The sequence below is a fragment of the Fodinicurvata sp. EGI_FJ10296 genome (assembly GCF_040712075.1).
Taxonomy (GTDB): Bacteria; Pseudomonadota; Alphaproteobacteria; order DSM-16000; family Inquilinaceae; genus JBFCVL01.
Map to the genome: position 1 here is coordinate 1 of NZ_JBFCVL010000018.1, position 8448 is coordinate 8448.

12 protein-coding genes are annotated in these 8448 nt (G+C 56.3%); 6 read left to right on the top strand and 6 right to left on the bottom strand.

Annotated features, from left to right (window positions below):
- The first annotated feature begins 152 nt into the window (after positions 1 to 152).
- The 3 genes from ABZ728_RS21825 to ABZ728_RS21835 all read left to right on the top strand — a co-directional run bounded on the left by ABZ728_RS21825 (position 153) and on the right by ABZ728_RS21835 (position 1276).
- Positions 153 to 638: a hypothetical protein gene (locus ABZ728_RS21825; protein ID WP_366658556.1), complete on the top strand. Its 486-nt coding sequence runs from the start codon at positions 153 to 155 to the stop codon at positions 636 to 638.
- A 115-nt stretch (positions 639 to 753) separates the two neighbouring features.
- Positions 754 to 1029 carry a BrnT family toxin gene (locus ABZ728_RS21830; RefSeq protein WP_366658558.1) on the top strand — a complete coding sequence of 92 codons (276 nt, stop codon included), beginning with the start codon at positions 754 to 756 and terminating at the stop codon, positions 1027 to 1029.
- Positions 998 to 1276 (top strand): helix-turn-helix domain-containing protein, encoded by a 279-nt coding sequence (locus tag ABZ728_RS21835; RefSeq protein ID WP_366658559.1) that lies wholly within the window; start codon positions 998 to 1000, stop codon positions 1274 to 1276. The genes ABZ728_RS21830 and ABZ728_RS21835 overlap by 32 nt, the downstream gene beginning before the upstream one ends.
- A gap of 146 nt (positions 1277 to 1422) precedes the next feature.
- Here the strand turns inward: ABZ728_RS21835 and ABZ728_RS21840 are convergent, their stop codons facing one another.
- From ABZ728_RS21840 to ABZ728_RS21860, 5 genes are all read right to left on the bottom strand, one after another.
- Positions 1423 to 1767: a recombinase family protein gene (locus tag ABZ728_RS21840; protein WP_366658560.1), complete on the bottom strand. Its 345-nt coding sequence runs from the start codon at positions 1765 to 1767 to the stop codon at positions 1423 to 1425.
- Positions 1768 to 1910: 143 nt separating this feature from the next.
- Positions 1911 to 2552 (bottom strand): TIR domain-containing protein, encoded by a 642-nt coding sequence (locus ABZ728_RS21845; RefSeq protein WP_366658561.1) that lies wholly within the window; start codon positions 2550 to 2552, stop codon positions 1911 to 1913.
- On the bottom strand, positions 2553 to 2987 hold the full coding sequence (locus ABZ728_RS21850; protein ID WP_366658562.1) for a hypothetical protein: 435 nt from the start codon (positions 2985 to 2987) through the stop codon (positions 2553 to 2555).
- A 395-nt stretch (positions 2988 to 3382) separates the two neighbouring features.
- Complete coding sequence (locus ABZ728_RS21855; RefSeq protein WP_366658563.1) at positions 3383 to 4657, bottom strand: HipA domain-containing protein; 1275 nt, start codon at positions 4655 to 4657, stop codon at positions 3383 to 3385.
- The gene (locus ABZ728_RS21860) at positions 4647 to 4988 is read right to left on the bottom strand and encodes a helix-turn-helix domain-containing protein (RefSeq protein ID WP_366658564.1); all 342 of its coding nucleotides are present in this window, start codon (positions 4986 to 4988) and stop codon (positions 4647 to 4649) included. The genes ABZ728_RS21855 and ABZ728_RS21860 overlap by 11 nt, the downstream gene beginning before the upstream one ends.
- 200 nt (positions 4989 to 5188) lie before the next feature.
- Here ABZ728_RS21860 and ABZ728_RS21865 point away from each other — a divergent pair, with 200 nt between their 5' ends.
- The 3 genes from ABZ728_RS21865 (at position 5189) to ABZ728_RS21875 (ending at position 7470) form a co-directional block, all read left to right on the top strand.
- Positions 5189 to 6175, top strand: coding sequence for a GSU2403 family nucleotidyltransferase fold protein (locus ABZ728_RS21865; RefSeq protein WP_366658565.1), 987 nt, complete (start codon positions 5189 to 5191; stop codon positions 6173 to 6175).
- Between the two features lie 158 nt (positions 6176 to 6333).
- Entirely contained in the window at positions 6334 to 6765 is a 432-nt protein-coding gene (locus ABZ728_RS21870; protein ID WP_366658566.1) for an antitoxin Xre/MbcA/ParS toxin-binding domain-containing protein, read from the top strand.
- On the top strand, positions 6766 to 7470 hold the full coding sequence (locus ABZ728_RS21875) for an RES family NAD+ phosphorylase (RefSeq protein WP_366658567.1): 705 nt from the start codon (positions 6766 to 6768) through the stop codon (positions 7468 to 7470).
- A 765-nt stretch (positions 7471 to 8235) separates the two neighbouring features.
- Here the strand turns inward: ABZ728_RS21875 and ABZ728_RS21880 are convergent.
- The coding region (locus ABZ728_RS21880) for a transposase domain-containing protein (protein WP_366658568.1) at positions 8236 to 8448 on the bottom strand (213 nt) is incomplete at its 5' end.

Genomic DNA, 8448 nt, shown 5'->3' on the forward strand with positions numbered 1-8448 from the left:
GATGATCTGCTCGTCCGTGAATCGCGTCCGCTTCATTGTCCGTCCCTTCCTTGGGGCGGACTCTAATCCCAGATGGAGGAAAAATCCCGTGGCAGGTCAGGTATACCCCCGGGAAACACGAAAGTGCCCCCCTCAATGAAGGACGACTGATCATGCCGATCCACCGGGAAATGCGCGCTCTTTATCCCGCTGACTGGCCGCAGATCAGCCGGCATGTGCGTTTTGAACAAGCAAAAGGATGTTGCCAGCATTGCGGCCGGCCCCATGGCGAGATCGTGCGTTGTCTGCCGGACGGGCGTTGGTTCGATCCCCTCATCGAAGGGTGGCGCACTCAGACCGGGGCGCTCGCCAATTCTTGGCCCGATATCGTTGATTACAGCCGGTTTCGGTACACTCGCGTCATCCTGGCTGCGTGTCATAGGGATCACGATCCCGGCAACAACGCCCCCGGCAATCTAATCGCGCTGTGTCAGCGCTGCCATCTGATCCACGACCGTCCTGAACACCGGCGCCGCATCCGGCTCACTATCCTTCAGCGCCGGGCTCTCGGCGATCTCTTCCTCGGGCTTTATATAAGATGGCGCGACACGCCATCGACGCACGCCCAGGCGCTGACCCATGAAGCCCGTTTGAAATGATGGCGCACTATTTCGTTGCCCCAGAGTCACCCGTGTGTCCCTCGCCGCACTGGGCGCCGCAATCAAGCAAGCGAGGGTTTGCACCCCATACGGAATTCCCGTATGATAGAAGCCGATGACGCAAGACAGGTTCGACCCTGCCAAAGACGCGGCCAATAGGGCCAAGCACAAGCTACCGCTGGCCTTTGGCGACCAGATCTTTGAGGATGATGACCACCTGATTTTACCCTCGATCCGTGCAATCGACGGTGAGGAACGATTCAAGGTGATCGGCATCGTCGAGGAGAACCTGTTTACCGGCGTCTTCGTCTGGCGAAGCGGACTGCCCCGCTTCATCTCGGTGAGAAGGAGCAACAAGGGTGAAGAACGAGCATATTACGCTATCTGCTGAGCCATCCGACGCCGAAGATTTCGACGTGATGGCCGAGGCGATGGACCGGGGCCAGCGCGCTCGCCTGATCCGAAAGACGAGAACCGGGCTTGGTTTGTCGCAGTCCGAGTTCGCCAGCCGATTCCGGGTTCCGGTTGGGACCTTGCGCGATTGGGAGCAGGCGCGGGCAACTGCACCGGATTTCGCCATCGCCTATGTGCGGGTGATCGGTCAGCACCCGGATATCGTGGCAAAAGCAGTGGGATAACTGACGTTGCCTGGGATGGCGGTTCGCCTGCTGTAGGCTTATTCCTGCAAGCTGCAGAATCCCATCCCCTTGCGGACGCGTTATCGTACTATTCTGCCCCCTCCGGCATTCAACCCCACCGATCAAGGGCCTGGGCCGCTAGCTGCTCACCGATTAGTGATCTCGCCATAGGGTGTGGTGGTGTCCAGGTTCTCCTGGTAGCTGATAAAGTCGACCCCGAGCGCCCGGAATTCCTCAAGCGCATTCACCAAGGCCTGCGCCGGTCGCGCGAAGCGGTCGTACCGCCAGGCCAGCACAACATCTGCCTGGCGCTTCCGCACGACATTCAGAGACGCTTGTAGCCTGCCCGGCGTTCCTGGCCCGAATAGCAGCCGCTCAGCGAAAATCGGCCTGCGGTGGGGTAACCAAAAGTGAACGGGACAAAACGAGTCCGGATCGCACCGCCGCGTGATCACCGACCGCGCGTGATCATGTCGACCTCGGAAATCCATCACCTAATCGCCCGCCTGATCATGATCCCACCGATCAACACAACTTTCGTCTGGGCATGGTCCCTCTGGCGGCATCACCACCAGATATTGGCGGCAACGTGCCACCGAAAACGACCAAAACAAATTAAAATGCAACTGTAATACTAATTCCCCGTCTTGTCCGCTGCATGGCGAACCCATGAAGCGAAGTTCTGCTGACCTTTATTGGCAATATAGCAATATGACCGCGCACAGGAGCTGAGTGCGACGACATTTTTAGAAGTCGGCTTGCGCCAAGCGGAAGGAAGGGTCACGGCCTGTGTATAATCTTCGTATCGCACCCAATTCCCGTTCTTCTTCTCAGCTAGAAGAATGCGGCCGTCATTCGTCTTGTAGGTTCCGATGTAGTCCAACGGGTTCGGCCCTTGCTGCAAGGTAAAGCCTGCCTGGTTCTTCACGTTATGGATATGCACGACAAGCAAGCCGTTTCCCTTCACAATGCTACGGGCGATCTCGTAACGCACCCATCGGCGATCGTACGTCTCAGCACCGGCCAGAACGCAGGTAACGGAGGTGTTCTTCATACCCTCACGAATAAGGCTCTTGAGCGATTCCGATCCTTTTCGCTGGGAACTTTCCCAGATGCTCCCATCAAAGAATCCCTCTGCGACTCGTTGCTGCTCATGTTGATAGCGCCACGAATTTCTGACCTGATTAACGCGCCATATGTCTTTCTGATAATGGAAAGAGAAAAATACGATCCTCTTTTGAATGGTAGCTTCTGCTGAGCTCAATAAACCTTCCACTCATCCCTCCATTGCAATTAAAATGGAAATAAATCCTAATGACAGAAGTATGGCAAAATAGAAACAGTTCACAGACCAAGAAATGGCTATTTTAAGCACGGCCCATGGTTTGTCCATGAAGGGCGACGCATCAAGGTCATATGCCTCGATTTCTTCTCCCTTGCGTACACGGTTGAAAAGGCTTCTGTAGGCGCGTTCGTATCGAAGGTACTGTGCATCCATCAGCCAGAAGATCAAAATCGGCAGAACGGCAGCTATTGCATAGTATGGGGACGGTTTATCGGCGTAGGCCATTATGGCGACGGCCGCACTTCCAAAGGTTGCGGAAAGTGCCTTGAGCGTAAAAGAGTTCGAGCCCATCCGCGAAATCACACCCTGCAACATAGTGAGGTGTGCAATGCGGATGCTCTCGCTTTGATCTTCGTCGGTTCCCACTTGTCCTCCTTCAGCAATCACCGAAGTGTTCTTGTACTCTTTAGCGACGAGCCTAAGAGCCCAACCGAAAATTAAATCGAGTTATTTCAGTCAGTTATGGTTTTCTAGGGTTGCGACACCTTGGAGAAAGCCATGCCCTAGACCGAAATCACCTGCCGAAAGTATGCCCGCGAGGGCCTTCGCTACGCAAGCGACAGCACGGACTGAACCGCGCCGGAATTCTTGGAGGCATACGGGTCACGCGGGACCGGCACAAAATCGGCGTACAAAACCAGATGCCGTTCAAAACGTGAAACCGTATTTTCTAAACACGGTTTTGCCGGAGGTTTTGACCTGTTCATATACAGTCCCTTTTGGACGCCGATCGGGGGTCCCTTTCCAATGCCGATTGACACTCACTCCCTGGTTTGCCGGAATCCGGGATAGGCAAACGCGCCCTTCAGCAGGTCGCAGTCCCGCTCCGATACCCCTGCTGCGCGCATGACGGCGTACCAGGTATTCCGAACCCGCTGTTCCATTTCAGTTACGATAGCTTCGGCCTCGGGACGAGCGAGAAAGAACCGCTCGGACTGGGAAAGCAGATTGTCTGCGTTGGCAAAGCGCCCCTGATCACCGCAAATAAGTGCAAGGTCGCGTTGCTCAAGGCTTACGGGTGTTGATGGTGTGATGTCGTACGCTGGGGAGAGCTTCCAATCGCGATCTGTGGCAATGACCGCGTGATTGCGGGGATGGTCATCGGTGTTCGAGACCAACGCATTGAAGCACATGCGGCGGAACAACTCGTTCGCCTGCTTTTTTGGCTCCGTGCATGCGCGCCGCAGTTCCTCTGCCAGCAGCACGTATGACCATCGGTCTCGTGAGCGGTGGCTGTCTTCGGCGCGCAGCAACGTAAGGCCACTGACCATTCGGGCACGCAGATAGCCCGTGTCCGTTTTCTCCCGGTCAAAGCGTTTGATGAGCAGTACGTCGCGTCCTGCGATCGTGGCGACTTTGCTCTCCGCCGTCATCAGGCCGCACTGGCGAGCAAGCACCAACATGCTGTGCTCAGCTCGGGCGTAGTTCCATTTGTCGTCGGTGCGATTGAACTTGGCAATCCAGAGGCCCTCACCGTCCTCGACGACGACCTTCGGCCTGGCACCGCCCATCGACGTGCCGATGAACAGGAGTTCTTCGACTTGTCCCGCGACTGCATTGGGCTCAACCTCTTCCTCATTCACGATTGCATTGGCGATAGACTGCAATTTTGCCAGATCGAGGGTCTGGTTGAAGTTACGCCGAGGAGCGGGTGGTCGCGGCCCAAGGCCGAAGCCGAGCGCTCCTGCCCGGTCATCGGGGGAGTGCAGAAGGTAGTCGAGTTCGCCCAGTTGCGCACGACCCACATAACGCTCAATCACCCGTCGCCCCCAGTAGTCCGGGCCGGCGTCGCGCAAGGCACCGAACACGCCGTTCATGGCAGTTGTCTCATAAGTACGCGATGTCAACTTGAGTTCGACGGGGTCGAACTCAACAGCATCAGGCCGCTCCCGGTAGCTGCGGCCATAGACAAATCGCCCAATCGCGGCACCGTGCCGATCCGAAGTCAGCGCTAAGCGCCCGGCGGTTACGGGCTCGATCTGGCCCGGCAGGGTGATGTAAACGAAGCATTCGGCCGGGCCGGCATCAGAAGTCATCGCTCAGCTCTTTCGATGTGCCGGCTCTTCCCCGCTCGCGCGACTGAGCGAGGGTCTTTCCTTCCGCGTCACGATCAGGCTCAGCCACCTCGGCCAGTTGATCGATCAAGCCAAGCGTCCAGAGCATCCCCGCATAGATGGCAATCCCGGTTGACGGCTTGCCTTTTTCGGCGGCAGAGACGACATGGCGCTCGACGCCAATCTTTTCCGCCAACTCCTGAAGTGAGAGGTTGCGGCGCAAGCGAGCCGTTCGCAGGTTTGCACCGAGCGCCTTCAACGCCTGCTCGACAGGGTACGGTGGTGCTGCAAGGAGTGGGTTGCGGGCACCCATGGTATCTTGAAACTCCCCATACCAATTTTGTGGTATCTTGAGCTACCATATTTGCTTTGAGGGGAAAATTCAAGGAGCAGGTATCTGGAGGCTGGAGTGAGTGGGTATAAATCATGCCTAGCAATTTTATGTTTTGATAGGCATGATGTGCCAAGCAAAAATATAAAGTGATTGGCATGCCGTCATTAAGCGGTATAGCAATGAGCGCGTACACCGATTTGGTGCGGCTCTTGAAGGACGATGCGGTATCCGGCGTCAAAGGTAAGCCGCTTCTAAAGCAACGCGGCAACAGGGCCTATTGGTATGCTGCGCGTCGCGTCGGATCAGAGATGTGCTTTTCCTATATCGGCGAGGACGGCAACGAGACACGCGCGCGCATCGATCGCATCGAAGCCCTGCGTGCGACAGCGAAGGAGAGGCAGGCTGAACGATCCCGGCTGGTACGCCTGCTGCGAGCGGAGGGGCTGACACCGACAGACCGGGCAACGGGTTCCATACTGTCCGCCATGGCGAATGCAGGGACATTTCGGCTGGGCAGCACCCTCGTTGGCACGAATGCGTTTCGTCTGTACGAAGGCGAGCTTGGTATCCGTCTGCCCTTGGGTGGAATGGCAAACACCGGCGACATCGATATCGCTCAGTTCGAAAAGCTCAGCATCGCCTTGGAGGACAAGGTTGACCCGAGCCTGGCTGAGACATTCTCGACCTTGAAGTTTGATCCCCTTCCAGGGCTTGACCAGAGGGGTACGTGGCGTTGGGTGCAGGGCGGCAGTGGCCAGTTGGTCGAATTCCTCACCCCCGCGTTCGGTGAGGAAACCATCCGCGACCTGCCGGCACCAGGCGTCAGCGCTCAGGCGTTCAATTACCTGAACTACCTTATCGCCGAACCGATCCACGCAGCGGCCATCTATCGATCTGGCGTTCTGGTGCAGATACCTCGTCCCGAGAGGTTTGCGATCCACAAGCTGATTATCGCTGATCGGCGCCGCGATGGTGAGGGTAGTTTGAAGGCGTCGAAGGATCGAGAGCAGGCGGCGTTTCTGATTAAGGCGATGGCCAAAGAACGGCCTGATGATCTGCGTCGGGCCTATGTTGCGGCAAGAGATGTCGGTCTTCGCTGGCGTGAACACATATCGAATTCGCTAAAGCGAATGCATGATACGATGGACATTCTCGACAGTACGTAGAGGCAACGATTCAGGGCGTCCAAGAGACAGCCGCCCGGTGGGGTCGCGGATCCCGAAGCCCGGCTGACCGCTGGGGCACATACCCACGTTGACAATCGGTGTCAGAAATTGTACATAGTGTCCAGATCTGGGATAACCCCAGCTTTGGAGGTTGCATCATGGCTAATCCTGCCATTGTCGAGGTCGATGATCCTCGCGCCCTGCCGCCGGATCTGTCGCAGCGGGCATTCAGATCCGAAGTCTCCGGTTCATCAATGCGGATGTTCCTGGGCATTGCCGACAAGCTGGAGCTCAGCGTTGAAGAGCGATGCGCTCTGCTGGGCGATATCACCCGGCAGACCTACTACAACTGGGCCAAGTCGAAAAGCATCACGCTGTCGCGTGACCAGCTCGAACGAATAGCCCTTGTGATGGGCGTTTTCAGGGGATTGCGCACGCTTTTTGCCGATGATCAATCCGCAATACGCTGGCTGAAATCGCCCAACCGAGAGGTGCAATTTGGCGGTCGGAGCCCCTTGGATGTCGCCTGTACCGACGGATTCGGCGGTCTTTATGCCGTACGCCGCTATATCGACGCCTGGCGAGGCTGAGTGAGCGATTTACCGAAAACCAGGTTCCAGGGGCGAACGCACCGCCTCATTGCTGAACGTCATCCGACAACGGGCCCGTTCGACGATATTGGTGTTGATCCGGAAGACATCAGGACAGCGCTACGGATGGAGGCGGCAGCGACGGGTCGGGGCGATCTTGTTATGACGCGGTTCAACGCCCTGCCAAAGGATCAGATCTTGAGTGGCCCCGGCGCCAGCATCGTTATGGCAGCATTCCTTCATGCCGACGAAGCTGGTGCCAGATTCACCGACAGCAGCCTTGGTGGATGGTACGCAGGCACAAAAATCGAGACAGCCATAAAGGAAACGGTCTTCCACCACGAGCGCCGTCTTCGTCAGTCTGATGGCGGATTTCCTACCAGAATCGTAATGCGTGAACTGATCTCCGATCTGAACCTGGATCTCTGCGACCTGGTTTCGGAGGCGGATGCGCATCCGGAAATTCTTGATCCGGACCTTGCATCGTATTCGAAATCTCAAGCCTTCGCGCGATCGCTTCGATGGCCTGAGAAGGGGCACTCCGCCAACGGCATTCATTTTCCGAGTGTGCGCCATGACGGAGGACACAACGTTTGTCTGTTCTGGCCAAAAGTTGTGCCGTGCCCTCCGATACAAGGGGACTATGTTCAGTATTCCTGGGACGCTTCCGGAGATCTTTCGATCAAGCGGATGACGGAAATTTGAAGGTTTCCAAGGCGTCAAAACGGGAATTGCGGGGAAGTTTCAGGCGGAAAACCCACTTATCCTGACTGTCCAGATTCCCCGAGCCACCTCTCTTTCAGCAGATCGGTGAAGGCCACGCCGAATCGCCCGGAAAATTCTTTCTTTCTGAGATTCGGCTTTCGATGCGATAGTCTTAAAAGTATCTCAAAGGAGGCTTAAATGGGGATAGGCGGACGCGCCCTGTTGTCGTTTATCGTAGGCGTTGTTGTTGTAGCCATCGTGGTTCTGATTCGCTGTGGTGCGGAGATAGAGCCGGTAGTATCCTATGGATTGACCGGCCCAGGCTTCCTCGGGTTCGTGTCGATGTCCGTCACATGGATGCTCACAGGCATGTTTGTGATTCGACGCTGAGTGATTTCTCAACATGAATAAAGATCGCTCGATAATGATTGAACATAGCACTTGGCCGGCACGGGCTTTAGGTGGAATATTTTTTTTGACGGCTAGCTTTGCAGCACCATCCGGCGGTGCTCAAGATGTTGTTCGTTTTGAACCATTCTTTTTCAATCAGAGTGATCCATCAACCATATATTTGATGGGCGATATCGATGTGAGAACTCCACTTAATTTCAGACGGGTACTTAACGCTTCAGGGATGGCGCGTACGCTAGTGCTCGTAAGTGATGGTGGGCTTGTACATAGCGCTTTGTCGGTTGCGACTGACGTCCGCCGCGAAGGGCTTGTAACCCATGTTCCCGCCGTAAGCGGAGCCTGCGGCCCACGGTATTATGGGGTTGACGGCGCTTTGTAGTTCCAGGGCAACAGTTCGTCGATCCGGTTCTTTGGATGCCCTTCTGCGAGCGCTTCGAGCGTGGCCTTCAGGTAAGCATAGGGATCGACGCCGTTCATTTTGGCCGTTTCGATGAGCGAGGCGATGCGGCCCCAGGTCCGGCCGCCTTCGTCATGCCCGGCGAAGAGGGCATTCTTCCGATTGAGCGC

Excerpts from the sequence above, each read along its gene's own strand:
- ABZ728_RS21855 (WP_366658563.1), bottom strand. The coding sequence starts at position 4,657 with ATGACTTCTGATGCCGGCCCGGCCGAATGCTTCGTTTACATCACCCTG.
- ABZ728_RS21860 (WP_366658564.1), bottom strand. The coding sequence starts at position 4,988 with ATGGGTGCCCGCAACCCACTCCTTGCAGCACCACCGTACCCTGTCGAG.
- ABZ728_RS21865 (WP_366658565.1), top strand. The coding sequence starts at position 5,189 with ATGAGCGCGTACACCGATTTGGTGCGGCTCTTGAAGGACGATGCGGTA.
- ABZ728_RS21830 (WP_366658558.1), top strand. The coding sequence starts at position 754 with ATGACGCAAGACAGGTTCGACCCTGCCAAAGACGCGGCCAATAGGGCC.
- ABZ728_RS21825 (WP_366658556.1), top strand. The coding sequence starts at position 153 with ATGCCGATCCACCGGGAAATGCGCGCTCTTTATCCCGCTGACTGGCCG.
- ABZ728_RS21840 (WP_366658560.1), bottom strand. The coding sequence starts at position 1,767 with ATGGATTTCCGAGGTCGACATGATCACGCGCGGTCGGTGATCACGCGG.
- ABZ728_RS21870 (WP_366658566.1), top strand. The coding sequence starts at position 6,334 with ATGGCTAATCCTGCCATTGTCGAGGTCGATGATCCTCGCGCCCTGCCG.